Here is a 24,635-nt window from a genome sequence, read left to right on the forward strand (position 1 = left end):
CGGGGGCCGTCAGTGCACTTGCTTGCTCCCGATGTGCCCTTTTCTCCCTGCCTCAACGGGTTCCGGCCTGCCTACCGTTCGACCGGTGACCACAACGACCGAATTCGGTCTCCCGACCGTGGTAGTCACGCCCGGTTCGGAGGCGAGCACAAAGCTGACGGTGCGCAACGACAGCGACATAGTCGAGGCGTACGAGTTCGAGGTGGTGGGCGAGTGCGCACCGTGGACCTCCGTCGAGCCGGCGCGGCTCTCGCTGTACCCCGGCACGTCCGAGCAGGTGACCGTCCTGCTGCGACCGCCGAGGTCGCCGGACGTGCGCGCGGGCGAGATACCGCTGGGCGTGCGCGTGCTGCCGGCGGAGCGACCGGAGTCGGTGACGGTCTCCGAGACCACGGTCGTCGTCGAGCCGTTCCTCCAGCAGCACGCCGAGCTGGTGCCCGAGCGCCGCCGCGCCTGGCGCAGCGCGCGATTCCACGTCCAGCTCCACAACGACGGCAACACCCCGATCGCGGTGGCCCTGGTCGCGGCCGAGGCCGACGACCAGCTCCGCGTCACCGTTCCGGCGGAGCCCACGGCCGTGGACCCCGGGACGCGGGTGGAGCTGCCGGTGCGGGCGCGCGTCGGCAAGGTGCTGTGGTTCGGTTCTCCGCTGCCCTGGCCGGTGCGGCTGACCACGACCTCCTCCTCCGGCGCCGCAGTGCCTCCCGCGTCTGGTGAGGCCGCGCAGACCGAGGAGCTGGAGGGTGAACTGCTCCAGCTCCCGGTGTTCCCCAAGTGGCTGCTGGCGCTGCTCGCACTGCTGCTGGCGCTGCTGCTCGCATGGCTGCTGCTGGTACGTCCCGCGGTGCAGAGCGCGGCCAGAGAGGCCACCGACGGCCGAGCCGAGGAACTGGTGGAGGTCGGCAAGCAGCAGGCCGCCGCTGCCCAGGACCAGCCGGCGCAGGAGCGGCAACCGGGCGGCGACCAGCCTCCGAGCGGTCAGCAGCAGGGGCAGCCGGGCCAGCGCGACGCCGGTGGCGGCGAGCAGAGCTCCAGCACCATCGAAGTCCGCACCAACACCGGCGGCCAGGGCGCCGGCAGCTACGTCGTGCCCGCGGGGAAGGTCTTCCGCATCACCGACCTCGTGCTGGCCAACCACCAGGGCGACGAGGGCGTGCTGACCATCGCCTTCGGCGAACGCACGGTGACCACCATCGCGCTGGAGACCTTCCGCAACCAGGACTACCACTGGGTGACGCCGATCGACGTGCCGGAGAACAGCACGGTGAGCGCGACCGTCACCTGCGCCCGGCCCGGCACCCCGGCCAGCGGCCGGCAGGCGCCGAACTGCCTGCAGCTGCTCAACGTCAGCGGCGCGCTCGCGGACATGCCGCAGGGGTGACCGGTTTGTGACGGCGAGATGGTCACGGCGTACCGGTACGCACTCGATCCGACCGCAGGGCCGGCAAGCGGCCCTGCGGTCGCGTTGTGGTGGGCCGACCTGCGCGCTCAGCCGGCGCTCCGCGCCGACTGCCTGAACACGCTCACATCCACCGGCACCTCGGGTGCCGGCAGTCAGTCGCGGCGGCGGTTCCACTCGTCCAGCAGCGTGTCGATCCAGGCGCCGAGCAGGTCGGCCACGTCGCGGTCACCGCACAGCAGGTGGTGCCGCAACTCCGCGCCCGCGGCCGCCAGTTCGACGCACAGGTCGAGCTTGCCCAGCTCCAGCCGGCCGAGGTCGGGCTCGGTGACGGGCGGTCCGGACGCAGCCGTGCCCTGGCCCGCCGGCTCCAACTCCGGTGCACCCGGTCCCGACGAGGTCATCTCGAACCTCCGGCGTTGCGCCCCGCGATCCGCAGGGCCTCGATGTACTTGGGCAGCTCGACCAGCGCCCGTTCCCAGTTGTCGGAGTTCAGCTGCCCGGCGAACACCGCGTCGACCACGAGCCGGTCCACGTGCGGCGCGACGTGGTCCCCGGACGCGTCGCGCAGCTTGCGCGACAGCTCCAGCTTGCGCAGCCGCGCCCGCACCTCGTCCAGGGTCCGCTCCAGCTCGCCGATCACACCCTGCGCCTGGGCGGGTTCCAGGACCAGCCACCCGCGCCGGGCCAGCTGGAGGAACAGGTCGCCCGCGAACTGCTCCGGAGAGGAGGCGCGGCCCGGGTCACCCGTCTCGCCGTCGGACCGCACGTCCATCGCCCCTCCGCGCGGGAACCGGTCACCACGTGGATCCCGACTCCCAAATTCGCCCCGTACCAGGGATGTACTCCGACCCCATCACGCCGCACGAGGCAGGAGAAGCCCGAGGGGCCCGGTCTGCCTCTCCTTACCTCGCGGTCTGCCCTCGTGGCAGGGCGATCGGCGCACAGGTCGTGACACGCGCGCCAAGCACGGTCGTGTCTGCGGAGATCACACTCGTGGTGCGCGCACCCGGCCATGAACTGGTCGACCAGCTCGGCGCCGACTGGGCATCACAGGTCGTCGCAGCTGGTTCGGCAGACCTCGTGCCGGCACTCTCGCTCATCTCGCCGATCTCAACGCAGGCGTAGCGCCGCCGTCGAAGCCCATCGCGTTCGGCGTCCGGGATCGCCATCGACTCGGCCTGCTCGAGCAAGGTGTTCGCCGTGGCCTGGGCGTACGTGCTTCAGGTCTGGCAGGGTGGACACCACCAGGCCTCGCGGCCGCGGGAGGTTTCTTCAGCCGGCGGAACGCGATCGGTGTCGCACAGCGCAAGCACGGGCGTCGCGCCCTCCCGTACACCCAATGCCGGTGCGTGGCTCTGCCGGTCGTGTTCTGCGTCGGGTTGTCGCGGACGTCGTGCCGCAACCGCCGCCGCGCGTCGGTGAGCAGCTCGCCGGTGCACGCGGAGGACTCCGCCGAGACAGTCCTGTTGGAGTACCGCGGGGCGTCAGATCTGATCGGGTTCAAGAGCCTGCGACCGCGCTCGCAAGGGCGCTGCGGCGGCGGGTGATCGGTGGGTTCGGTGCTCGTTGTAGTGCCACTCGTACTCACGTAGCGCCTGACGCAGATGGGTCTGATTCCAAATCAGTGCGCAGTCGAACAGGTTGCCGCGTGCCAGTGAGAACCGGGAAGACCTCCTGCCGGCTGGAGCGACGTACCAATCTCGACAGCGTGGCGAACCAGAAACGGTCCGCGAGCTCGTAACGAACCGGTCGGACCAGCTGCCGACGAAGCACAACGTTCTCGTGCCACAGAACAAGAAGCTCCGCTTCCTTGGCCGCTTCACTGCGAACCAGCACCGCCGGAACAGACAGCAACTTGCACAACGCCTGGTACAACAGCGAACCAATCACCCATGCATGCTCGTAGCCGGTACAACCCCACTGATCAGAGAAGCGATGACTTCATGGGCGGGTGTTCGCGAGCGAGCTGGACTCGCGCCGCCCCTCTGGCAGCGGAGTGCCGCGTTTGGGCCGAATGGTGCCTGGGTGCCGGGAGCAGGTCGCTCTATGGTTCTGGGAGCGCTCCCAGAACCTGGAGGATTCTCGATGAGGAGAGTTCTGGCCGGTCTGCTGGTCACCTCGGTCGCGGCAGGTCTGCTGACGCACGGTCCCGCCGCGCTCGCCGCCGACACGCCGGTGACGGTGGTGTCCAGCACGTTCGAGGACGACACGTTGCAGGGCTGGACCTCGCGCGGAGGAGAGACCACCGCGGTGAGCTCGGCCGTCGCGCACGGAGGTGCCCGCAGCCTCCTCGTCTCGGGCCGGACCCAGTCCTGGGAGGGGCCAGTGCTCGCCCTGCTCGACGACGTCGAGAAGGGCGTGCGGTACAGCCTCTCGGTGTGGGTGCGGCTCGCGGGCGGTGAGGAGCCCGCGCGGCTCCGGATGTCCGTCGAACGCCACACCGACGGCGTCACGTCCTACGAAGGGGTCGTCGGCGACACGCTCGTCACCGCCGACGGCTGGGTCAACCTCACCGGTGGCTACACGCTGGCGTCCGATGCCGACTTCCTCACCACCTACGTGGAGAGCTCCAGTCCTGCGGCGTCGTTCCACCTCGACGACTTCGTCCTGTCGTACACACCGCTTCCCCCGATCCAGACCGACATCCCCGCGTTGCGGGACGTGGTGCCGTTCCGGCACTTCGGGGTCGCCGCCGAGCCCGCCCTGCTGTACGGGGAGCACGGCAGGCTGCTCGACCGGCACTTCAGCTCGATCACGCCGGGCAGCCAGCTGAAGTGGGACGCGACCGAACCCGCCGAGGGCGCGTTCCGGTTCACGGAACCGGACACACTCGTCGACTGGGCCAAGGCGCGGGGGAAGGCGATCCGCGGTCACACCCTCGTCTGGCACCAGCAGACTCCCGACTGGGTCTTCAAGGACCCCTCCGGCGCCGACATGACACCCACCGCGGAGAACAAAGCCCTGCTGCTGCACCGCATCGAGACGCACATCCGCGCCGTGGTGGGCCGGTACCGCGACGACATCACGGCGTGGGACGTGGTGAACGAGGCCGTCGACGAGGGGCAACCGGACGGCCTGCGCCGCAGCAGGTGGTTCGAGATCGCGGGACTGGACTACATCCGCACGGCGTTCCGCGTGGCGCACGAGGTCGCACCGAACGCCAAGCTGGTCATCAACGACTACAACACCAACGTGCCCGCGAAACGGGACCGGTTGTACGACCTCGTGTCCCAGCTGCGCGCGGAAGGCGTTCCCGTCGACGCCGTCGGACACCAGATGCACGTCAACGTCGACTGGCCCTCGGCCGCCGAGACGGAAGCGATGATCACCAAGTTCCTGCCCCTGGGCGTGGACCAGCAGATCACCGAGATGGACGTCTCGATCTACACCGACAGCAACCAGTCGTACCCGAGCCCGCCCGCCGCTTCCTTGCTGGCACAGGCACAGCGCTACCGCGACCTGTTCGCTGTGTTCACCAGGTACGCGCACGCGATCAGCTCGGTGACGTTCTGGGGCCTGGCCGACGACAGCACGTGGCTCGACACGTTCCCGGTGACCCGCAAGGACCACCCGCTGCTGTTCGACACCCGACTGCGGGCCAAGGACGCCTTCTGGGCCGTGGCCGATCCCAGCCGGATCGGGACCGTTCTCCCCACTGCCACCTGCGAAGTCGCTTACGAGACAACGACGCAGTGGCAGGGCGGGTTCCTCGGCTCGGTGCGGGTCACCAACTCCGCCACCGCACCGCTCGACTCGTGGACCCTCGCCTGGTCGTACGCCAACGGCCAGCGCGTGACCCAGCTCTGGAACGGTTCCTTCGCCCAGGACGGTCCGGTGGTGACGGTGCACGGTGCGCCGTGGAACTCGGCGATCCCGCCCGGCGAGTCCCGCTCGTTCGGCTTCCTGGCGGACTGGAGCGGTGCGAACGACCGGCCGGCGTCCTTCGTCCTGAACGGCGCGCCGTGCCGGTGGGTGTGACGGTATCCCTCGTGGGGCAGGTACAGCGCCCGGCGAGGACACGTACTCGGCTCCATGAACGACATGGCACGGCTGGACGACTTCCTCCCGGTCACCCGGCCCGCGGCACGACCACCCCGCCGGCCCCCAGGTCCCCTCCCCCGCGTCCCACACCGGTTCCACACCTGCCTGCCCGTACAACGCGGGTTCTCCAGAATCGCCGCGACCGCGGTCACCATCCACCGCGCGCCCGTCCTATGCGAGTTATGTCCCGGATCCGCACTCGACGGACACAGGACACGACGGCTGTTCAGCTCGCGGGCGGTCGACGCGAGCGCACGACCACCCGCACGTTCCCGGAACATCCACCGAACCCACGGCGCAGTGATCGGGTCGGGCGCCAGCACCTGCACCCGCCGACCCCACCCGCTGTGCCGGGCATTCGGATGCGGACCACCATCGACGAGGCGGTAACCGCAAGGCGGACGGCCGCCGAAGAACCTGCCCTGCTGACTGGTCTACGCCCGCATCGCCGCCAGCAGCCGCTGACGAGCACGAGCCACCTCCCGCTGAGCCTGAGCACCGAGCAAGACCATCAGCGCTTGGTGGACTGGGCTGTCCAGTTCAACCGGACCGCCGGCCTCGGGTAACCACACCTGAACAGCCACGACCCGGACGCGCCGGACGCCGACCGCCCGAGCCCGGCCGACGCGCACGACCGGCACGAGCTTGGCTGTTCGGCCCAACTCCACCGGGACAGCGAGAGGCCCCGCTCGGCGAGCGGGGCCTGCGCAACCGAAGGCTCAGCCAACCGGCGGGGACATCGTGAACCAGTTGAAGCCCTCAACCAGCGGCTTGTTCTGGTCGGCGTACGCCGTGCCGGACAGCTCCCAGCGCTCGACCGAGCGGTAGGTGCCGGGCTGCAGGCTCTCGTCGACCGGCGTCGCCTCGTCGTCCTTCACGGGCAGGTACTCGTAGACCGACCGGCGCGTCAACGTCACGGCCAACGTCTCGTAGGCGGACTGCGTGTCGAGGTAGCCCGGCTTGCCGTGGTCGGCCGCCTCGGCCGGGTCGGCCAGCCGCAGCTGCACGAAGTCACCGCCGAAGGAACCCTTGGCCGACACCACCGTGACGAGGTGCCCGCCGTCGCGCTTCAGGCTGTTCTGCGGACCGGCGACGTAGCGGCCGTACCACATCTGCACTGGGCCCTGGTTGAGTTTCTTGGCCAGCTCACCCGCGAAGTCCGGGCCGGAAGTGGTGCTGATCCCGCCGGTCTCAGTGGACCACCCGGCGTCCCGGGCGGGCTTGGTGGCGGTGTTCCACGCGGTGCGCAGGTTGCCCGAGTAGGTGCCGTCCTCGACGCTCCACTTGGAATCCGTGGCGATCCGACCGATCGAGTTGGTGACGATGCCGTAGTCGGCCGGGTTCCTGGGATCGAGGTCGCGGACCTTGGTGGTGAGCCAGCCGACCGGTGCCTGCTTCTCGTGCCCCCAGTAGTGCAGCACGTTGTAGAGCGACGACGGACCGCAGTGGGTGCCGCCGTTGGCCGCGAAGCCGGCGCGGTACTGGTCGACGTCGCTGACGCCGCACTGCTTGACCTCGAAGTCGGGGCCGGTGATGTCGGCGATCTTCACGCACGGTGGCGGCGTGCCGATGATCGGGTCGGCGGCGGCGAGGCCGGGCAGCGCGACGGAGCTGACGGCGGCGGTGGCGATGGTGGCGATGACGACCTTGCGCAACATGGGATTCCTGCCTCCTGTGGAAGGGGGCCACCTCCCGCGGCCCCTTCGATAGGAGAAGCTTCACCTGCGCAGACGTCGATGACATGAGGGTCGACCCCTCACCTTCGGCCGCAAAAAGATAGGTGTATCAGGCCTACCCCCACCCGACTCCTACACAGTCAGGCAAGAGGGCGTCGGCCAGAGCGAACTCATGTGGGCGATCAACTTTTACGCTCTGGCGTTCGCCGGCCTGCTCCTCACCGCCGGTGTGCTGGCCGACCGCTTCGGCCGCAAGCTCAGCCTGATCATCGGCCTCACCGTCTTCGGCGTCGCGTCGCTGATGTCGGCGTACGCCGCGACCTCCGGCCAGCTGATCGCCGCCCGCGCGATGATGGGCGTGGGTGGCGGCCACGATCATGCCGGCCACCCTGTCGATCATCGCGAACGTGTTCGAGCCGGTCACGAACCAACGACGACACCGCCCGCCCGCGAGCACGCTCGGCGAACATCCACCGCACCCACGGTGCCGTCATCGGATCCGGCGCCAACACCTGCACCCGCCGACCCCACCGACCACCCACCGGTGAGCTCGACCCCATCAAACGAGCACGCTTGTCCTCGTGCCGAAACGACGTTCGAACGCCGGCCTTTCCAACTCCGATTCCTCGTTCGACGGGTGGTCCTGCTCGTCCGGGGCGTCTGTACTCTCGTTGCCAGAAGCAAACTCGTACTCATGACGAGGAGTCCCTCGGTGGACGCTGAAGCCGCTTACGCACTGCCCACCTCCTACCGGCCGGGCTACGAGCTGGTGGCGGAGCGGATCCTGCAGCTCATCGCGGAGCTGGAGTTGCGTCCCGGCGATCGCATGCCGACCGAGAACGAGCTCGCCGGGCGGATGGGGACCAGCCGGACCGTGGTCCGGGAGGCGGTGAAAATCCTCTCGGCGCTCGGCAGGGTGCGTGCGCACAAGGGGCGCGGGCTCTACGTGGCCGACGACGACGGCATGCTGAGTTCGTCCCGGTGGGGTGGCTCCTTCATACCCACCGACCTCGACCACGTCTACATGCTCTTCGAGTTCCGCCGGGTCCAGGAGACCGCGGCCGCGAGGATCGCGGCCACCCGCGCGACGCCTGCCGAGCTGCGCGCCATCGAGGTCGCCGCCGAGCTGTGCCGGGAAGGGCATGTCACCGGGCAGGCGGCGTTGTTCGATCGCGGCGACGACGACTTCCACCTGGGCATCGCGGCCGCGTCGCACAACCAGTTCCTCCTCGCGGCGGTGCGTGAGGCGCGCCGCTTGCAGCGCCAGTCCAACGTCATCGGGATGAACGGCGCGGTCGGCAGTCACACCGCGGAGGCGGTGGAGGAGCACGCCGCGATCTACCGGGCCATCCGCGAGGGGAACGAGGACGCTGCTGCCGCGGCCGCCGCCGTGCACGTCGACAGGACCCTTGAGGACTACCGGCGGGAGATCCAGCGCCGCGTGTTCGGGTGACCGCCTACTCAGGACTGGCGTCTCGTTCAACCGGGTGGAGCCACCCCAGCTCGGCGGCGAGCACGCCGAGCTGGAACCGCGACTGCACGCCGAGCAACGACTGCAGGCGGGCGATGCGCCGGTACAGGGTGCGCAGACTGACACCGAGTTCGCGGGCGATCGCGGGGTCGGCCGCACCCGTTCCCATGAGCCTCAGCAGGCGCTGGGTCGCCGCCGTGGGCTCCTTGGCCACCATCACGGAGTAGTCGCGATTCGGGTGTGCCTCGGTCGGGGAGTTGATCATCGGCTGAGGTCCTCCGCTGGAATCCCCTGCAGCTCGAGCAGGAGGGTGTGGACCTCGGTCGCGGTGATCCTGCCGGTGTGCTCGACCGACCGCGGTACCACCGGATCCGAGCACAAGAGCACCGGCCCGTCCGCCGCCCGGTCGGGCAGCCTGCCGTGTGTGCCCCGTACGCACGAAGGGTTCAGCGGCACGACGTTCATCGTGTATCTCAGCCCCAGCTTCTTGCGGGCCAGGTTCACCCCGGCTCTGGCCTTGACGAGCGGATCGGCCGGGTCGAAGAACAGTTCCGCGGGGTCGTAGCCGGGTTTGCGGTGGATGTCCACACCACGGGCGAAGTCCGGTGCGCGGTGGTCGTCGGTCCAGTAGTAGTAGGTGAACCAGGCGTCCGGTTCGGCCACCGCCACCAGTTCACCGGACCGCTCGTGGTCCAGCCCGACGGACGCCTGCGCGTCCCGGTCGTACAGCACGTCGACACCGGGAAGGTCCGCGAGGACCGCCCTCGTCCTCGGGAGGTCGGCGGGATCGGCGACGTACACGTGCGCGATCTGGTGGTCGGCCACCGCGAAGGCCCGTGACGTCCACGGATCCAGGTACTCCATGCCCGCCTGTGCGTAGACCTCGAGCAGGCCTGCGGCTCGCAACGCCCGGTTGATGTCGACTGGGCGGCGTGCGTCGGTGATGCCGTACTCCGACAACGCCACGATGGTGGCGTCCGACGCGTCGGCCAGCAGAGGCGCCAGCGCCCGGTCCACGTCTGCCGCCGCCTTGACCGCCTGCGGTGAGGACGGTCCGAACCGCTGCAGGTCGTAGTCCAGATGTGGCACGTAGACCAGCAACAGGTCGGGCCGCTTTTCGACGAGGACCTTCCGCGCGGCGCCGATGATCCACTCGCTCGACGCCAGTGCCGCTGTGGGCCCCCAGTACTGGAAGAGCGGGAACTCGCCCAGGGCTCCGGTGAGTTCGTCGTGCAGGCCGGGTGGGCGGACGTAGCAGTCCGGGGACTTGCGCCCGTCCGCGTGGTAGATCGGCCGAGGGGTCACGGTGATGTCGGTCGAGGCCCCCATCGCGTACCACCAGCAGATGTTGGCGGCGGTGTAGCCCGGATGGGCGCGGCGCGCGGTCTCCCAGAGCTTCTCCCCGCCGACGAGGCGGTTGTGCTGACGCCACAGGTGGATCTCGCCCAGGTCGCGGAAGTACCAGCCGTTGCCGACGATCCCGTGCTGTGCCGGGGTGAGGCCGGTGAGCAGCGTGGCCTGCGCGCTGCACGTCACGGCGGGCAGCACCGTGCCCAGTTCCGCCTGCCAGCCCAGCCGGGACAGATTGGGCATGTGTTCGAGGAGCGCGGGGGTCATGCCGACGACGTTGAGGACCACCAGCGGTTTCACACCGCCACCCCCGCCCGCAGGTGCCGCGTCGCCCAGCGCAGTTCCGCCGCGATGCCGTCGGCGAGATCACCCGCACCAGGCAGCACGGTCCAGGTGTAGGTCTCCACTTCGACGTGGGTGCCGGGGTCCACCGCCGCCACCGCGGCCACGAGCACGTCGGTGGTCGACGTGAGCGGTGCGGGCGGAACAGCGTGCAGCGGCACGTGGAAGTGCACGCGCCACGGGTGCTCGGCGGGCAGGGTCTCGAACGCCTCCGGCAGGTCGTCCGCCGCCAGGACACCGCCGGGGGTGTTCTCCCGGACCTGGTGCAGGTAGCGGGGTTCGCTGTACGCGGCGACCGCCCTCCTGCCCGCCGCGGTACCGGGCTCCGCCACCTCCAGTGCCGCCGACGCCTGCACCTTGACCACGTCCAGCCCCGCTGCGCGGATCGACGCGACCGCCTCGGCCGGATCGGCGAACGACACCGCGAGGTGACAGGTGTCCAGGCAGATCCCGACGTGGCCGGGATCGACCCGGCCGGCCAGCCAGCCGACCGCGTCGGCGACGGTGTCCAGCACACAGCCCGGTTCCGGCTCGACGGCCAGCCTGATCGGCCTGCCGTGCCGGTGGGTCTCGGCGCGCAAGGACAGGGTGAGTTCGGCGAGAGCCCCAGCGGCACGGTCGTCGTCGCGGCCCGTCCACGGCTCCCGCCAGGCCAGCGGCAGGGTCGAGATGCTGCCGTACGACGCGGAATCGGGCAGCAGGTCGGCCAGCACGGCCGCACAGTCCACCGTGTACCGCAGGCGGCGCGGATCGGTCCACGTCGGTAAGTACACCGCGTGTTTGACCACCTCGTCGTGGAAGTCGCCGTACGGGAACGCGTTGAGCGTCGAGACCGTCAGCCCTCTGCTCGCGAGTTCGGCGCGGAAGTGCTGCCGTGCGGTGCCGTCCTGCGCGAGTCCTCGTGCGACCGGCGCGGGCAGCCACAGTCCCAGTGCGAGCGTGTCCGCCTCCAGCGCCTCCCTCACCCGGACCGCGTGCCGGTCGAGCTGGGCCAGGATGCCCGCGAGGTCGGGAGCAGGGTGGACGTTGGTGCAGTAGGCGATCACCGTTCACCCCGCAGCACCGAGCTACCGGTGGCCACGTCGACCGCGCCCGCCGCCACCGGTTCGAGCGCCAGCCTGCCGCTCTGGCCGTAGAACTCGACCGGGTTGCGCCACAACACCGAGTCCACTTCGGACTCGGCGAACCCGGCGTCCAGCATCGCCAACCCGGTCTTGCGGGTCTTCAGCGGATCGGACCGGCCCCAGTCGGCAGCGGAGTTGACCAGCATCCGCTCGGTGCCGTACTCGGCGAGCAGCGCCACCATCCGCGCCTCGTCCATCTTGGTGTCCGGGTAGACGGAGAACCCCATCCAGCAGCCCGCGTCCGCCACCATCGCGACGGTGGTCTCGTTGAGGTGGTCGACCAGGACGCGGTGCGGCGCCAGGCCCGACTCGCGGACCACGTCCAGCGTTCGCTTCGTGCCCTCCTGCTTGTCCCGGTGCGGTGTGTGCACGAGGACCGGCAGGTCGTACCTCAGCGCCAGTTCCAGTTGGCGCGCGAACGCGTCGTCCTCCTCCGGCGTCATCGAGTCGTACCCGACCTCGCCGACCGCGACCACACCGTCCTTGGCCAGGTAGCGCGGCAGCACGTCCAGCACCTCGGCGCACCGGGGGTCGTTGGCCTCCTTGGGGTTCAGGGCGAGCGCGCAGTGGTGTGCGATGCCGAACTGGGCGGCGCGGAACCGCTCCCACCCGAGCAGGCTGTCGAAGTAGTCGACGAACGAGCCGACGTTCGTCCGGGGCTGGCCGAGCCAGAACGCGGGCTCGACCAGCGCTCGCACGCCGGCGTCGCGCATGGCCTCGTAGTCGTCGGTGGTGCGAGACGTCATGTGGATGTGCGGGTCGAAGATGCGCATCACGATGCCTTTCCGAGCAGGGCGAGAGCGTCGGCGGGCACGGGACGGCCGGCCGCGCGGCGTTCGTCGGCGAACGCGGCCACCATGCGCAGCAGCTCCGCGTCGGAGTGCCGGTCGAGACCGTCGACCACGGCCAGTGGAATGCCCATGAACAGGCACTTGAGCACGCCGTGCCGCCACGCGTGCCGGCCGAGGTGCCTGGTGGCGAACGGGCCGAGTGCCGCCGCGACCAAGCCGGTCTCGTTGCTGCGCAGGGCGTCCTCGACCAACGCGATCCCGGCGGCCGGAGCACGGTCCCCCATCTCGGCCAGCCCGCGCAGGACACCTCGCCGTTCCGCGGACGTGCCGTACCGGTAGAGCCTCGTGAAGCCGTCGACCGGATCGTCGGACACGTCGGCGAATGCGGTGAGCAGGCGAACCCGAGCGGCGTCCTGTCCCGCTCCGACCGCCCTTCCCGCCGCGGGGAAGAGGGTGTCGATCACGCCGGGATCGGCGCGGACCGCCCGTTCCGCGTCGGCCAGCCACTCCGCCGCGCGCAGCGCTCGCAGCGCCCGCGCCGCCACGTCCGGTGCGGCGTGGCTGTGCCGGGGCAGCTCGACCGCGGCGACGCCGGTGTAGCCGATGCCGGTCAGTGCGGCGAGTGTGGCGGGCAGGTCCAGCTGTCCCTCACCGAACTCCAGGTGCTCGTGCACATCCGGCAGCATGTCGTCGAGTTGCACGTTGACGAGCAGCTCGCCGGCTTGCCTGATGCACGCCGCCGCGTCCTGCGGCTCGACCGCGACGCAGTGCCCGACGTCGAGGGTGATCCGCAGCAGGTCCGGGTTCCCGAGCTCGGTCCGCAGCCGCAGTGCCTGGTCCAGCCGTTCCACGACCATTCCCGGCTCCGGCTCCAGTCCTATTGGGACGGATGGCCCGCTCTCCAGCACCGCGGCGACGCCCGACTTCAGGTGGTCCCAGGCGTCCGCGGATCCCACACCCGACCAGAACGACACGCAGTCCGCGCCGAGATCCAGCGCGATCTGCTTGGCACGCACCAGGAAATCGACCCGTACCGCCTGGCCCTCGCTCACCAGCGTCGGGTGGTGCTTGCGGCACGGGTCGAGCAGGTACCGCGCGCCGGTCTCCACGACGACGCGCAGTCCCAGTTCCTGCAGGCGCGCGGCAACCCGTTCGGTCTGTTTGACGACGTCGTCGGCGAATGGGTCCAGGTGGTGGTGGTCGAGGGTGAGCGCCACCGCCGTGTAGCCGAGATCGGCGATCACGGCGAGCGCGTCGTCGAGCCGGTGGTTGGCGAACCCGTTGGTGCCGTAGCCGAGGTGGAACGTCATGTGGGACTCACCTTCCTGCTCAGCGCCTGAGCGAGCGGCAGTACCAGAGGCAGCGCGGCACCGTGCTCGGCCAGTGCGGACTGCAGCAACACCATGCCGTGGACGCCCTCCTTCGTCGCGGCGCGGACGGACTCGGCCGACGGCTGCCGGACCACCTGCCACTGCGCACGCCCCACCGTGACCGCGTAGCCCAGCGCCGCCGCGATCCCGGTGAACCGCCGGGTGGAGGCACCCGCCGCGACCGCCGTCAGCACCGTGCCCGCCAGCACTGCTTTCGCCGTGCCAGGTGAGGTGCCGTGCACCTCGCCTCGTGACAACACGGTCACGCCGAGGGTGTGCGCGGCCATCAGTCCGGCGGGCAGGACGGCCCGGCCACCCAGCAGGACGTCGAACGCCCGGCAGGCGGCCATGGCGAACGGCCCGGCGGGCGTGGCCTTCAGCACGGTGTCGTAGGCCCACACCGCCGCGGCGAGCGGCAGCGCGTTGCGGCCGGCCGCCGCGGCGAGACCGACGCCGAGCGCGGTGAGTCCGGCCGCGGCGGCCAGGGCGGCGTCCGGGCTGATCCGGCCGGACGGGATCGGTCGTTCCGGCCGTTCGGTCGCGTCCAGGTCGCGGTCGGCCCAGTCGTTGAGCGCCATTCCCGCCCAGTACAACGACGCGGACGCCAGCGGAAGCAACAAGCCCCTGCCCCGCAGCGGTTTCCCCGCGCCGACCAGCGTGTCACCCAGCACCGTGAGTGCCGCCGGTGCCCGCACCAGGTCCACGTATGCCTTGATCATCACGGCTACTTCCAGGGCGCCGGGTAGCCGGGCATGGCCTCGCAGCCGCACATGGCGTAGTGCAGCGGCGGCATGTCCTGTTTGATGAAGTCCCCGAGGGTGTCCTGGGTGACCTTCGGCTGCGGCAGCACCCACTCCCGCGGTACCTGCTTGCCGCCGAGGACGCGCAGGGCGGCGATGATCGGGGTGCGCCACTGGTAGGTCGGATAGGTCGGGGCGATCGCGGTCATCTTCTCGTCGGCCCACATCCGCAGGAAGTCCTGCTGGTCCTCACCGACGAACGGCGGGATCGCCGCGCCGGCGTCCTGAAACGCCTCCACGGCCGCGACCGCGGTGGCGCCCGCGTCCATCCAGACACCGTCGATCTTGCCTTCGCGCTGGATGTACTCGTTGACGATGCTCTTGGTCTTGGCCGCGTCGCCGTTGGTGAACTCGACCCCCACGACCTTCACCTGGCTGCCGGAGAAGATCTCGTTCGCCGCCGCCCAGCGCTGTTCCAGGACGTCGACCCCGGGCAGGATGCGCAAGGCGAGGACCTTGCCACCCGGCTTCACCTCGTCCTCGAGGAACTCGGCCCCGTCCGCGCCGAACGCGAACCCGCCGATCGGGTGGATGAACGTCACCGGGCAGCTGGTCTTGACGCCGCGGTCGAAGACGATCACGGGCACGCCCGTCGCGCAGGCGGCCTCCACGGCCGGGGTGAGCGTGGCGGTCGTGTTCGGCGAGACGATCAGCGCGCTGCACCCCTGCGACGCCAGCGACTGGATGTCGCTGATCTGCTTGTCGTCCTTGGCCTCCGCGTCCAGCACGGTGAAGTTGGTGATCTCCGGGTGCAGCTTCACCTCCTCCTTCATGGTCTTGAACCCCACCTGCCGCCACGGGTTGTCCACCGAGGCGTTGGAGAAGCAGAGGTGGTACCCGCCGCCCGGCTTGGCGTACTTGGCCGTGTCGACCAGTTGCGGTTCGAGCGCCTGCTCCCAGGGCTTCGCGGCACCGTCCTGCGAGTCCAGCCCGACCGCCTTCGCGACGCGGAACCGCCGCTGGCGCTCGAACTCGGTCTCGTCGAAGAACTCCGACTTCGTCTTGGCGGACTCCGACGTGCCGCCTGGGGCCGGGGCGGAGGGAAGGTCGCTGGAACAGCCGGCCAGCGTGAGAGCGCCCGCCAAGGCCGCGGCGGACCATTTCCTGTTCATGAGCTTGCTCCTCGGCTTCGTCGACGGGGGTGCGGGCAGGGTTCAGGCGGGGTGGGGAACGGGCCGGCGCAGCATCCGCCGAAGACCGGCTCCGTGAGCGGCATAGGCCACGGCCGCGATGATGATCACGCCCTGCACGGCGGACTCGAGCGCGCCCGAGACACCCAGCAGGTTCAACAGGGAGAAAAGCGCTTCGAGCGACAGCGCGCCCGCGGCTGCGGCGACCACCGAACCGCGGCCACCGCCGAGCAGGACACCGCCGAGGACCACCGCGGTGATGGCTCGGAACTCCAGGCCTTCACCGACCTGCGCCGACACCCCCGCGAACCCGGCGAGCAGGATCGCGGCGACCGACGCGAGCAGCGCCGACAGCACGAACGCGAGCAGACGCAGCCGATCCACTCGGCCGCCCGCGAGCCGGACCACGTTCTCGTTGTCCCCCACCGCGAGCAGCATGCGTCCGGTTCCGCTGCGCATGAACCACGCCGCCGCGACGACCACCACCAGCAGCACGACCACCGACCACGGCACCTGGCCGAGGACCCCAACGTCGGCACTGCCCCGGCCGAGCACGCGGAACGACGGGGACAGGGCGCCGCGCGGTGCTCCGCCCGACCACAGGAACACCGCGCCGTCGAGCACGAGCAGCATCCCCAGGGTCACGATGAACGACGGCACCAGCAGTTTCGTCGTGATCAGCCCGTTGACCAGACCCACGAGGAGTCCGCAGCCCAGCAGCGACGCGATCACCCACCAGGTGTTCGCGTCGTCACCGTCGACCAGTCGGGCGGCGACGACCACCTCGGCCGTGACCAGCGAGCCGACGGAGAGGTCGAAACCACCGGACGCGATCACGAAGTACTGCCCGACGGCCAGCACCACGAGCGGCGCCGCACGTTTGAGCAGCGCGAGATAGCCGCTGGGCTCGGCATACGCGGGACCGGCGAACGCCAGCGCCACCAACAGCACCAGCAACACGACCAGCACTGGCCCGGTGCCGTCGGCCAGACGTGGCCGCGCCCTCATGCCGACCGCCCGGCAGTCCTGCTGCGGGCGTACAGCGCCACCGCCGCGATGAGCACGACGCCGCGCACGACGTCCTTGAAGAAGGACTCCAGCCCGAGGTCGTCGAAAATCGTGTCCAATGTGGACAGGATCAGCACACCGCCGATGGTGCCGGCCACACCACCGCGGCCACCCGCGAGGGCCGTGCCGCCGAGCACGACGGCGGCGATCGACTCCAGGTCGTACCCGGCGTCGGCACCGACGTACGGAGCGCCCGAACCCAGCCGTCCGGCCAGGAACACCCCGGCGAGGCCGGCCATGACCGCGCACAGCACGTGCGCGGTGACGATCGTCCGCCCGGTGCGCACGCCGGACAGCCGGGCCACCTCGACATCCCCGCCGACCGCGTACATGTGGTATCCGGTGCGGGTGCGCCGCAGGTACCACCACGCCGCCGCCGCGAGCAGCAACATCAGCAGCGCCGCCACCGGAACCGGCCCGATCCGGTCGTAGCCGATGTGCTGGAACGCGCGCGGCACGCTGCCCGCCGGACCGGTGTAGTTGTGCTCCAGGTAGCCGCGCAGCACCAGCGCGACGCCCAGCGTGGCGATGAACGCGTTGGCCTTCAGCACGGTGATGACCAGTCCGTTGACCAGCCCGACCACCGCCGCGACCCCCAGCGCCGCCAGCACACCCGGCACGATCATCCCTGGGCTGCCCGCCATCGTCTCGGAGGCCACCAGGGAGCACAGGCCGATCAGGTAGGCCACCGACAGGTCGAGAGAACCGGTGACGATCACCAGGGTCTGCCCGATCGCGACCAGTCCGAGCACCGTGCCGCGCGTCAGGATGTTGAGAATGCCGCCGTGGTCGAGAAGCACACCTCCCTGGACACCCACCAGCACACTGCCGGCCACCAGCAGCACGGCCAGCGCGAGGTACACGACCAGGACCGGGGTGATCACGGACGTCCTCGTCCGCACCAGCGCCTCGCCGCGCCGACGGACCCGCTCGCTCACGGCGCTCACGCCACTGCCCCGTGCCCGGTGGCCAGTCCCATCACAGCTTCCTCGTCAGCACCGGCGGGCAGTTCACCGGCCAGAGCGCCTTCGTGCATGACGAGGATCCGGTCGCTCATGCCGATCAGCTCCGGCAACTCCGAGGAGACCATGAGGATCGCCATCCCGTCGTCCGCCAGGTCGCGCAGCAACCGGTACAGGGCCTGTTTCGCGCCCACGTCGACCCCGCGGGTCGGCTCGTCCACGATCAGCACGCGCGGACGGACGGCAAGCCATTTGCCCAGCACCACTTTCTGCTGGTTGCCGCCGGAGAGGTAGCGCACTTCCTGATGCGGCCCGCGCGCGATGACACCCACCTCACCGAGCAGTCGCGTCAGATCCGCGGTCTGACGAGCCACCGCACCGCGGCACGCCGCACGGCGGACCAGCAAGGTGTTGTCCCGCACCGACTGCCGCAGCGCGAGGCCCTCGCCCTTGCGGTCCTCGGTGACGTATCCGATGCCCTTGCGGACGGCTGTGCGCGGACCGGTGACGCGGGTCGGCACGCCGTCGAGCTCCACGGTGCCGGTGGTGAACGGCTCGACGCCCCAGATCGCCCGCGCGATCGCGGAACGACCAGAGCCCTGCAACCCCGCGAGGCCCACGACCTCCCCCGCCCGCACGTCGAACGTCAGGTTCCGCACCCGCTCGTTCCCCGCTCCCCGCAACGCGATCCGCACCGCACCGGGGCGGCTCGCGCGTTCGGGGTACAGCGCCTCCAGCGGACGACCGACCATGTGCCGCACGACCTGATCGGCGTCCAGATCGGCGGTCGGCGCACAGGTGACCAACGCACCGTCCTTCAACACCGTGATCCGTGAGCTGAGGTCGAACACTTCACGCATCCGGTGCGACACGTAGAGGATCGCGATACCACGATCCCGAAGTCTGCGCACCAAGCCGTACAGCAGCTCGACCTCGTTGTCCGCCAACGCCGCGGTGGGCTCGTCCATCGCGAGGACCCTGGCGTCCGCCGACAGCGCCTTGACGATCTCCACCACCTGCTTGCGGGCCACGGACAACCGGGCCACCTCGGTGCCGGGCTCGATGCCGTCCTCGCCGAGCCAGTCGAGCAGCCGCCGGGTCTCCGTCTCCAGCGCGCGCCGGTCCACCTGACCGCGCCGCACCGGTTCCCGGCCCAGGAAGACGTTCTCGGCCACCGTGCGGTGCTCGAGCAGGGTGAACTCCTGGTGGATGATCGCGATGCCCGCCGCCTGCGCGTCGCGCGGCGCGGCGAACGAGACCTCCTCGTCCCGCACCACGATCCGGCCCGAGTCCGGCCGGTGGACGCCGGCCAGCACCTTCAGCAGCGTCGACTTGCCCGCACCGTTCTCCCCCACCAGCGCATGCACCTCTCCCGCGCGCAACGAGAGATTGACGCCGCGCAGCACCTGTACGCCGAAGAAGCTCTTCTCGATGCCCTCCAGTCGCACGACGGCCACGGGGTGTTCCACCCCTTGTGTTACGTGGGTCACAGACATGATGCGAACGTAGGGCCGACTAATGGCGAGTGTCAATCAAAAGTTGCCCCTCCTTCGCCAAAGAGTCCCCTGTCTTACGGATGAGCATCACCATTACTCGGTGTTCCCTGCTTGGCTGAGCGCCGTGCCGGGACGTACCTCGGGCTCCTGCGGCTTCTCCAGGCAGCCGCCTGCGGCTGTTGCTCGACGGCGTGCCGTGTACACGTGCCGAACTGGCGAGCCAGACAGGCCTGACGCGTGCCGTGGTCCGAACCAGGCTGGACGCGCCGCAGGACGCGGGTTCCTCGCCGACCGCGGCTGGTGGACGACGAGATTCAGCGGTCCCTGCTCGTGACCAGCCGGGCCAGACCGCGCAGATCCAGGGCTGCGGCCGGACGCGGGTCCGCCCGGTCCAGGCAGCCGAACGCCAGCCGCACGCGGCGGTCCGCCTCGGCTTCGGCCCACGCCCGGCCGCCCGCTTCCGCGGCGAGCTCGGCGATGCGCTGGGCGGGTTCGTCCGCGCCGCGGTCGGAGAGGTAGATCCGTCCGAGCCGGCGCCCCGCCGGCGTGTCCGAGGCGAGTGCCGCCACGATGGGCAGGGTTCTCCGTCGTGCCCTGATGTCGGAGTGGGCCGGCTTGCCGGTCCTCGCCGGGTCCCCCCAGATGCCGAGGATGTCGTCGACCAACTGGAAGGCGACGCCGAGGTGCACCCCGAACCACCGGCAGTGGTCAGCGGCGTCAGGGCCGGCTCCGGCCGCGAGCGCACCGAGGCGGCAGGCCGCCCCCAGCAGGGCACCGGTCTTCCTCGCCGCGGTGGTGAGGCACTGCTCGACGTCGGCCGACGCCGCGGTCTCGGCCGCCACGTCGGCCGACTGCCCTTCGCACAGATCGACCAGCACGTCGGCGAGCACACCGGTCAAGGACGGCGGCACCAGGCGCAGCGCGAGCCCCACCAGGACGTCCCCGGTGAGGATCGCCGCTGCAGTCCCGAACACCGCCCAGCCCGAGGGACGGTGCCGCCGCGTTTCGTCGCCGTCCATGACGTCGTCGTGCAGGAGCGAGAAGTCGTGGATCAGCTCCACCGCTGTCGCGGCCGCGATCACGTCCGGTGCCGGAGGCCCGTGGGCGAACGCGCGGGCACAGGCGAGGGTGAGAGCGGGCCGGAGCGCCTTGCCGCCCGGCGGTGAAGGTCTGCCGTCCGCATCCCACCACCCGATGTGGTAGCCGGCGACACGACGCAGCGCCGGGCCGAGCTCGTCGACGGCGGCGCGGTGCACGGGCTCGATCAGCGTACGCGCGTCTACCAGGAGGCGGACGGGGCCGGACGTCGGCAGCACCACGTGACCCACCATCACCGTCCCTCCGGCGCACCGTCAGGAGCGATCCCGCCCGTGTCGGCGCCGGTGGAGAGCTGGACGTGCACGTGTCCCCTCCCCGCGTCGATGTTGATCACGTCGAGCTGGACGGCGGCCACCGACCACGTGCGCAGCGCCAGCGTGCGCTGCTCGCCCGCCAGTGCCACGAGGGTGCTCCTGACCGGCTCGGCCACGCCGAGTGCCGTCTCGAACCCCCTGACCGCCGCGGCGAGCTGTTGCACGGCCGTGCGCAGACCGGCGCGCGCCACGTTGATCCCGTTGCCGGCCGAAGGCGCCTGCTCGTACGACTTCTCGGCCACCGAGAGGACGTCCTTCCACCCGTTCACGACGTCCGCGGTGAGCGGGGCGTGAGGGGCCGACCCGTCGACCGGAGCCGCCTGCGCCATGGCCGCGAGCACCGGCGCCAGCCGGTCCCTGGTGTCCTTGGCCTGGTCGGTCAGCGGTCCGAGTTGCGCGGCGTCGCGTGCGGCGTCCTCCCTTTCCAGTTCTGCGATCCGCCGCTGGGTCGCGTCCGGCCCGGTCCCCGAGGTGATCAGGAAGGCGACCGCCAGGCCGAGCAGGAAAGCGGTGAGGAAACCGGCCCACACCCGCCCTTTCGGCCTGGGCGGCGGAGTGGCCCAGGCGGCGGTCTTGGTCGCGCGCGACGAAACGGTCCTGCTCATGGTTCCTCCTCGACGTCGGCGCGGGGAATCCGGTCAGCGGCCTCGAAGGACCGCTGACCGGTTCCTCGACTACCGGAAGGTCCACCTCTGGTTGGTCCCGCCGTGGCAGGACCAGATGATGAGCTGGGTTCCGTCCGCCGTGCCGGCGCCGTTGGCGTCCAGGCACTTCGTTCCGTTGCGAATCGAGCCGTCGGCCTGCGCGGTCCAGTTCTGCCCGGACGAGCCGTTGCACGACCACAACCGGACGATCGCGCCGTCGGTCTGGCTGTTGCCGCTGACCTCCATGCACTTGTCGAGAGACCGCAGCGTGGTGCCGTTCTGCGTCCACTTCTGGTTGGCGCCGCTGTTGCAGGTCCAGAGCTGCACCTTCGCACCGTCGGTCGAGCTGGCGCCGTTGACGTCGACGCACTTGCCACTGGCGCCGACGATCTCCTTCGCGGTGCCACCACCGGGCTGGCCCGCGCCCGGTCCGACGTAGGTGATCGAGTCGAGGTCGAAGCTGGTCGACGACGACGTCTTGAACACCGCGAACAGCTCGACGGTGCCGGCAGGCGCGGTCACGTTCACCGCGGGCGTGCTGGCGTAGGTGTCCGAGCCACCGGTGCTGCTGACCGGCGACGACGCGATGAGCGTGCCCGTCGGTGAACCGGCGCGCAGCTCGATCGTCCCCCCGCCGCCCGACGGCGAGGACACCCGGAACGACACCTGGTTGATCCCGGCGAAGTTGACCGGTTTGAAGGAGATCCAGTCGTTGTTGCTGATGTCACCGACCCTGGCGCCCGACTCGGCGCCGGCCTGCGACACGATGTTCACGCCGGACGAACCGTTGTAGAACTCGGCCTGCTTCTGCTTGGGCTGCAGCACGACCTGAGCACTGCCGGTCAGGGGCGGCACGCCGTTCGCACCGTTGTCGGTGTACTCGGCAGAGCCGATGACGTGCACGTTGAGCCCTTGGTGCCCGGAGTCGACCGTGGTCTGGAGCGTCCCGGAACAGCCGGTCATCGGCGAGCCGATCGGATGCTTGTGCGTGTCGTGGCCCATGTTCGACTGGACGGCCACCTTGCCGCAGTCGATCGTGCCGTCCTCCTGGTCGGTCACGGACAACGTGTACGGGACCGGGTCACCGAAGTTGATCATTCCACCGTCCGCCGGACCGGTGAACCGCACGACCGGCTCCGTGTTGCCCACGCTCACCGTCACGTTCGCGCTGCCGATCTTGCCCGCCGAGTTGGTGACGGTGAGCTGGGCGTTGAACCGGCCGCTGGCGGTGTAGGTGTGCGTGGGGTTCGGCTCCGTGGACGTGCCGCCGTCGCCGAACGTCCACCGGTAGGTCAGCGGGAGACCACCGGGATCGCTGGAACCGGCGCTGGAGAAGCGCACCGTCAGCGGCGCGGGACCGGTCGGTGGAGTGGCGGCGGCCTGCGCCACGGGAAGACGTTCACCCGTGGTCGTGTAGTCGATGCGCCACAACCCGGAGCCGGGCAGCGGCCTGTTGTCGTCCCAGCCCGTACCCCAGGTCAGCAGGTACATCGACCCGTCAGGACCGAACTTCGCGTCCATCGGGGAGGCGAACGACATGTTGTTCAGGAAGTTGTTGATTTTCAACAGGTTCCCGGACGAGTCCAGCCGGAACTCCCACATCCGGTTGCGGGACCACTCGCCGAAGAACGGCGTCTGGTCGAAGTAGGCGGGGAACTTCGTCGGCGACGGGTTGTTCGCGTTGTACTGGTAGGCGGGGAACGCCATCGGCGCCTCGCCGCCGCTGCTCGAGCCCATCTCCGGGAACGCGTTGCCGTTCGAGCCGTTGCCGTACCAGACGTCCGCCGCCCGCGACGCGGGCAGAGTCGTCAGACCGGTGTTGTTGGGTGAGCTGTTCACCGGAGAAGCGCAGTTGAACTTCGGTCCGGACGTGTTGTTGGCGAAGTTCCAGTCGTTGTACGCGATGTTGTTCGCCACGCAGTACGGCCAGCCGTAGTTGCCCGGCGACTTGATCACGTTCCACTCCACCAAGCCCGCGGGACCGCGGTTCGCGTTGTCGCCGCCCGCGTCCGGGCCGTAGTCGGCCGCGTAGATCACGCCGGTGGCCGGGTGCACGCTGAACCGGAACACGTTGCGGAAGCCCATCGCGTAGATCTCGGGCCGCGTCTTCGCCGTGCCGGGCGCGAACATGTTGCCCGAGGGCACGGTGTAGGTGCCGTCCGCCTCGGGGTGGATGCGCAGGATCTTGCCCCGCAGGTCGTTGGTGTTGGCCGCGGTGCCCTGCGCGTCGTACAGCGAACGGCCGGGGCGTTCGTCGATCGGCGCGTAGCCGCCCGAGTCACCGTTGGGGTTGGTGTCGTCGCCGACGCTGATGTAGAGGTTGCCGTTCGGGCCGAAGTTCAGCTGGCCACCGGTGTGCCCCGGCTCCTCTTTCCGCGACGCGGGCAAGGTGAGCAGGATCTTCTCGCTGCCCATGTCCAGCCTGTCGCCGTTCATGGTGAAGCGGGAGATCCTGGCTATCTCCTGACTCCCCGACGGGGAGTAGTTCAGGTAGACCCACCTGTTGGTGGCGAACGCCGGGTCGAGCGCCATGCCGACCAGGCCGTCCTCCGAGTTCTGACCCTGGCCGTAGACGCTGAGCGTGCCCGCGACGACAGTCGTCCTGGTGTCCGGCTTGTAGATCTTCAGGTTGCCGTTGTACTCGCTGAAGAACACCCGGCCGTCGGGAGCGACGTCGAGCGTGCTCGGCGCGATGGTGGAGTTGTCGAGCTGCACCTTCTGGAAGCTGCTCCACACCGTGGGACCGCAGTCCGCGCCCACGATGCCACCCGCCGACTCCACACCACCGGTGATGTGCTGGCGGAACAGGGGTTCCGAGTAGCTCGAGGCGTTGTGGCCCATGCCGGTGGCCCACACCCGGCCACCCTCGAAGTTGCGGCACCACGAGATCGGGTGGTCGAAGCCCATCCTGGACGGGCCCGCGTCGTAGGTCGACTCGTCCGCCGTGACCAGCACGTGCACGTCACCGCGCGCGGAGCGGTTGAAGTTGTACCACTCCTCGGTCCGCGTCCACCGGTCGGGAAGACCGGCCCCGGACGGGTGCTTGCGGTCCGCGACCTCGGCGGTGCCGGAGACGATCGACGAGTGCTGGGTCATGGTCATGCCGAGCATCTGGTCCCACCACGGGAACTGCTGCTCGATGTTCATGTCCGTGGCGTTGTGGATCGCCACCACGCCCCCGCCCCTGCGCACGTAGTTCTGCATGGCCGTGCGCTGCGCGGCGGTGTCCCACACCATGCCCGACGTCTGCAGCATCACGATCACGTTGAACGTGGCGAGGGTGGTGTCGTTGAAGACCGACGCGTCCTCGGTCTTGGTCATCTCCCAGCCGCGTTGGGCGGCCAGCTGCTCCATCATCGTGATGCCCGCCGGGATGGAGTCGTGCCGGTACGCCCCTGCGGCGGTCTTGGTGAACAGCAGGACGTGCAGGCCGTGGGCCTGTGCCGGGGTGGTCGGCGTGACGAGTCCCATCACCACCAGGACACCGGTCAACACCGCCAGTAATCGCTTGAGTCTGCGTTGCATTGCCACTCCTCCGGGGGTGGTGACGCGGTCG

The 24,635-nt window shown here is 70.1% G+C and carries 19 protein-coding genes and 1 pseudogene; 3 read left to right on the forward strand and 17 right to left on the reverse strand.

Going from position 1 to position 24,635, the window contains the following annotated elements:
• Positions 1-85 precede the first annotated feature (85 nt).
• The gene (locus BLQ91_RS34675; RefSeq protein ID WP_090103948.1) at positions 86-1,381 is read left to right on the forward strand and encodes a COG1470 family protein; all 1,296 of its coding nucleotides are present in this window, start codon (positions 86-88) and stop codon (positions 1,379-1,381) included.
• Positions 1,382-1,554: 173 nt separating this feature from the next.
• On the opposite strand, the gene BLQ91_RS41800 is transcribed toward BLQ91_RS34675, so the two are convergent.
• Together BLQ91_RS41800 and BLQ91_RS34685 are read right to left on the reverse strand one after the other, a co-directional pair.
• Complete coding sequence (locus BLQ91_RS41800) at positions 1,555-1,803, reverse strand: hypothetical protein (RefSeq protein WP_090103950.1); 249 nt, start codon at positions 1,801-1,803, stop codon at positions 1,555-1,557.
• The gene (locus BLQ91_RS34685; RefSeq protein ID WP_245734099.1) at positions 1,800-2,174 is read right to left on the reverse strand and encodes a hypothetical protein; all 375 of its coding nucleotides are present in this window, start codon (positions 2,172-2,174) and stop codon (positions 1,800-1,802) included. The genes BLQ91_RS41800 and BLQ91_RS34685 overlap by 4 nt, the downstream gene beginning before the upstream one ends.
• A 1,313-nt stretch (positions 2,175-3,487) precedes the next feature.
• Between BLQ91_RS34685 and BLQ91_RS34700 the strand changes: the two genes are divergently transcribed.
• Entirely contained in the window at positions 3,488-5,380 is a 1,893-nt protein-coding gene (locus BLQ91_RS34700; RefSeq protein ID WP_090103957.1) for an endo-1,4-beta-xylanase, read from the forward strand.
• A 158-nt stretch (positions 5,381-5,538) separates the two neighbouring features.
• On the opposite strand, the pseudogene BLQ91_RS43500 reads toward BLQ91_RS34700, so the two are convergent.
• Together BLQ91_RS43500 and BLQ91_RS34710 are read right to left on the reverse strand one after the other, a co-directional pair.
• Positions 5,539-5,772, reverse strand: a pseudogene (locus BLQ91_RS43500) (recombinase family protein); the annotation flags it as partial.
• A 390-nt stretch (positions 5,773-6,162) separates the two neighbouring features.
• On the reverse strand, positions 6,163-7,101 hold the full coding sequence (locus tag BLQ91_RS34710; protein ID WP_090103959.1) for a hypothetical protein: 939 nt from the start codon (positions 7,099-7,101) through the stop codon (positions 6,163-6,165).
• Positions 7,102-7,291: 190 nt separating this feature from the next.
• On the opposite strand from BLQ91_RS34710, the gene BLQ91_RS43115 reads away from it, so the two are divergent.
• A complete protein-coding gene (locus tag BLQ91_RS43115; RefSeq protein WP_090103961.1) occupies positions 7,292-8,572 on the forward strand; it encodes a FadR/GntR family transcriptional regulator in 1,281 nt (426 codons plus the stop codon).
• 4 nt (positions 8,573-8,576) lie between these two features.
• On the opposite strand, the gene BLQ91_RS34720 is transcribed toward BLQ91_RS43115, so the two are convergent.
• From BLQ91_RS34720 to BLQ91_RS34780, 13 genes are all read right to left on the reverse strand, one after another.
• Positions 8,577-8,855, reverse strand: a complete 279-nt coding sequence (locus BLQ91_RS34720; RefSeq protein ID WP_090103964.1) for a helix-turn-helix domain-containing protein — start codon at positions 8,853-8,855, stop codon at positions 8,577-8,579.
• Positions 8,852-10,240: an alkaline phosphatase family protein gene (locus BLQ91_RS34725; RefSeq protein WP_090103966.1), complete on the reverse strand. Its 1,389-nt coding sequence runs from the start codon at positions 10,238-10,240 to the stop codon at positions 8,852-8,854. The genes BLQ91_RS34720 and BLQ91_RS34725 overlap by 4 nt, the downstream gene beginning before the upstream one ends.
• On the reverse strand, positions 10,237-11,328 hold the full coding sequence (gene eboE / locus BLQ91_RS34730; protein WP_090103968.1) for a metabolite traffic protein EboE: 1,092 nt from the start codon (positions 11,326-11,328) through the stop codon (positions 10,237-10,239). The genes BLQ91_RS34725 and eboE overlap by 4 nt, the downstream gene beginning before the upstream one ends.
• On the reverse strand, positions 11,325-12,179 hold the full coding sequence (locus BLQ91_RS34735; RefSeq protein WP_090103970.1) for a TatD family hydrolase: 855 nt from the start codon (positions 12,177-12,179) through the stop codon (positions 11,325-11,327). Before BLQ91_RS34735 ends, eboE begins: the two co-directional genes overlap by 4 nt.
• Positions 12,179-13,507 (reverse strand): EboA domain-containing protein, encoded by a 1,329-nt coding sequence (locus BLQ91_RS34740; RefSeq protein WP_090103973.1) that lies wholly within the window; start codon positions 13,505-13,507, stop codon positions 12,179-12,181. Before BLQ91_RS34740 ends, BLQ91_RS34735 begins: the two co-directional genes overlap by 1 nt.
• Positions 13,504-14,283, reverse strand: a complete 780-nt coding sequence (locus tag BLQ91_RS34745; protein WP_090104054.1) for an SCO3242 family prenyltransferase — start codon at positions 14,281-14,283, stop codon at positions 13,504-13,506. The genes BLQ91_RS34740 and BLQ91_RS34745 overlap by 4 nt, the downstream gene beginning before the upstream one ends.
• A gap of 8 nt (positions 14,284-14,291) precedes the next feature.
• Entirely contained in the window at positions 14,292-15,479 is a 1,188-nt protein-coding gene (locus tag BLQ91_RS34750) for a substrate-binding domain-containing protein (protein ID WP_090103975.1), read from the reverse strand.
• A gap of 42 nt (positions 15,480-15,521) precedes the next feature.
• Positions 15,522-16,505: an ABC transporter permease gene (locus BLQ91_RS34755; RefSeq protein WP_090103976.1), complete on the reverse strand. Its 984-nt coding sequence runs from the start codon at positions 16,503-16,505 to the stop codon at positions 15,522-15,524.
• Positions 16,502-17,470: an ABC transporter permease gene (locus BLQ91_RS34760; RefSeq protein WP_342670684.1), complete on the reverse strand. Its 969-nt coding sequence runs from the start codon at positions 17,468-17,470 to the stop codon at positions 16,502-16,504. The genes BLQ91_RS34755 and BLQ91_RS34760 overlap by 4 nt, the downstream gene beginning before the upstream one ends.
• 38 nt (positions 17,471-17,508) lie before the next feature.
• The gene (locus tag BLQ91_RS34765; RefSeq protein WP_090103978.1) at positions 17,509-19,023 is read right to left on the reverse strand and encodes a sugar ABC transporter ATP-binding protein; all 1,515 of its coding nucleotides are present in this window, start codon (positions 19,021-19,023) and stop codon (positions 17,509-17,511) included.
• Between the two features lie 314 nt (positions 19,024-19,337).
• On the reverse strand, positions 19,338-20,342 hold the full coding sequence (locus BLQ91_RS34770) for a polyprenyl synthetase family protein (RefSeq protein WP_245734100.1): 1,005 nt from the start codon (positions 20,340-20,342) through the stop codon (positions 19,338-19,340).
• 11 nt (positions 20,343-20,353) lie between these two features.
• Complete coding sequence (locus BLQ91_RS34775; RefSeq protein ID WP_143022969.1) at positions 20,354-21,040, reverse strand: hypothetical protein; 687 nt, start codon at positions 21,038-21,040, stop codon at positions 20,354-20,356.
• A 69-nt stretch (positions 21,041-21,109) separates the two neighbouring features.
• Entirely contained in the window at positions 21,110-24,604 is a 3,495-nt protein-coding gene (locus BLQ91_RS34780) for a ThuA domain-containing protein (RefSeq protein ID WP_090103984.1), read from the reverse strand.
• Positions 24,605-24,635 lie beyond the last annotated feature (31 nt).

This window comes from Lentzea jiangxiensis (genome assembly GCF_900104175.1).
Classification (GTDB): domain Bacteria; phylum Actinomycetota; class Actinomycetes; order Mycobacteriales; family Pseudonocardiaceae; genus Lentzea; species Lentzea jiangxiensis.

Coding starts and splice junctions, on each gene's coding strand:
- BLQ91_RS41800 (WP_090103950.1), bottom strand. CDS start 1,803: ATGACCTCGTCGGGACCGGGTGCACCGGAGTTGGAGCCGGCGGGCCAG.
- BLQ91_RS34685 (WP_245734099.1), bottom strand. CDS start 2,174: ATGGACGTGCGGTCCGACGGCGAGACGGGTGACCCGGGCCGCGCCTCC.
- BLQ91_RS34700 (WP_090103957.1), top strand. CDS start 3,488: ATGAGGAGAGTTCTGGCCGGTCTGCTGGTCACCTCGGTCGCGGCAGGT.
- BLQ91_RS34710 (WP_090103959.1), bottom strand. CDS start 7,101: ATGTTGCGCAAGGTCGTCATCGCCACCATCGCCACCGCCGCCGTCAGC.
- BLQ91_RS43115 (WP_090103961.1), top strand. CDS start 7,292: ATGTGGGCGATCAACTTTTACGCTCTGGCGTTCGCCGGCCTGCTCCTC.
- BLQ91_RS34720 (WP_090103964.1), bottom strand. CDS start 8,855: ATGATCAACTCCCCGACCGAGGCACACCCGAATCGCGACTACTCCGTG.
- BLQ91_RS34735 (WP_090103970.1), bottom strand. CDS start 12,179: ATGCGCATCTTCGACCCGCACATCCACATGACGTCTCGCACCACCGAC.
- BLQ91_RS34740 (WP_090103973.1), bottom strand. CDS start 13,507: ATGACGTTCCACCTCGGCTACGGCACCAACGGGTTCGCCAACCACCGG.
- BLQ91_RS34750 (WP_090103975.1), bottom strand. CDS start 15,479: ATGAACAGGAAATGGTCCGCCGCGGCCTTGGCGGGCGCTCTCACGCTG.
- BLQ91_RS34755 (WP_090103976.1), bottom strand. CDS start 16,505: ATGAGGGCGCGGCCACGTCTGGCCGACGGCACCGGGCCAGTGCTGGTC.
- BLQ91_RS34765 (WP_090103978.1), bottom strand. CDS start 19,023: ATGTCTGTGACCCACGTAACACAAGGGGTGGAACACCCCGTGGCCGTC.
- BLQ91_RS34775 (WP_143022969.1), bottom strand. CDS start 21,040: ATGAGCAGGACCGTTTCGTCGCGCGCGACCAAGACCGCCGCCTGGGCC.
- BLQ91_RS34780 (WP_090103984.1), bottom strand. CDS start 24,604: ATGCAACGCAGACTCAAGCGATTACTGGCGGTGTTGACCGGTGTCCTG.